Annotated in this window: 1 protein-coding gene; it reads right to left on the reverse strand. The window is 42.1% G+C overall.

Going from position 1 to position 598, the window contains the following annotated elements; genetic code table 11:
- Positions 1–598 (reverse strand): hypothetical protein (locus AC1DUA_RS40040; RefSeq protein ID WP_477504935.1); only part of this gene is annotated, 598 nt, incomplete at both ends.

Below are 598 nucleotides of genomic sequence, written 5' to 3' on the forward strand. Positions count from 1 at the left end.
GACTGGTGCCTTTGAACATGACCGAGTCGTTGATGACTACTGGTTCAGTCGTGTCGTTAAGAACATAGACATTAGGCGCTGACGGTTCTTCCGTGAAGGACCCTTGCAGACCAAGACTATTTACTTCGTTGCTAGCTGAAGTGCTAGGCACGTCTACTCTAGCGAAGTTTCTTGGTTTGTAGAAGTCTAGTTCTGTTATTAGGAGACCATCCGGGAATACGTAAGGATCGTAGAATGCATGCTCCAAGTGCACATCATATTTGCCTGGTGGCAATTCATCTTTCCATGTCAATTCCAACTGACGTTCATTAATAATATTGTAATTAAGGTTAAATTTGGTGCCATCCTTGCCTTGCAGGTAATAATGAATATCTGCTAAAGGCTTACGATACAAATTAGGAATACCTGTACCTACCGCTACCAATCGCTTCTTATCTTTCACATGCAGAACCGAAGCGCCTACGCGGTCGTATTTGACATCCGGTTCTTGCATATTCGGATCATCTTTCATAATAAATCGTTTTATTTCCGTATAGCTTTTACCAATTACATTCGTAGCATAGCCACGAGTTTCATATTCTTGATGCCACGTAAGTCC

It is taken from the genome of Paenibacillus sp. 01T422, assembly GCF_056398785.1.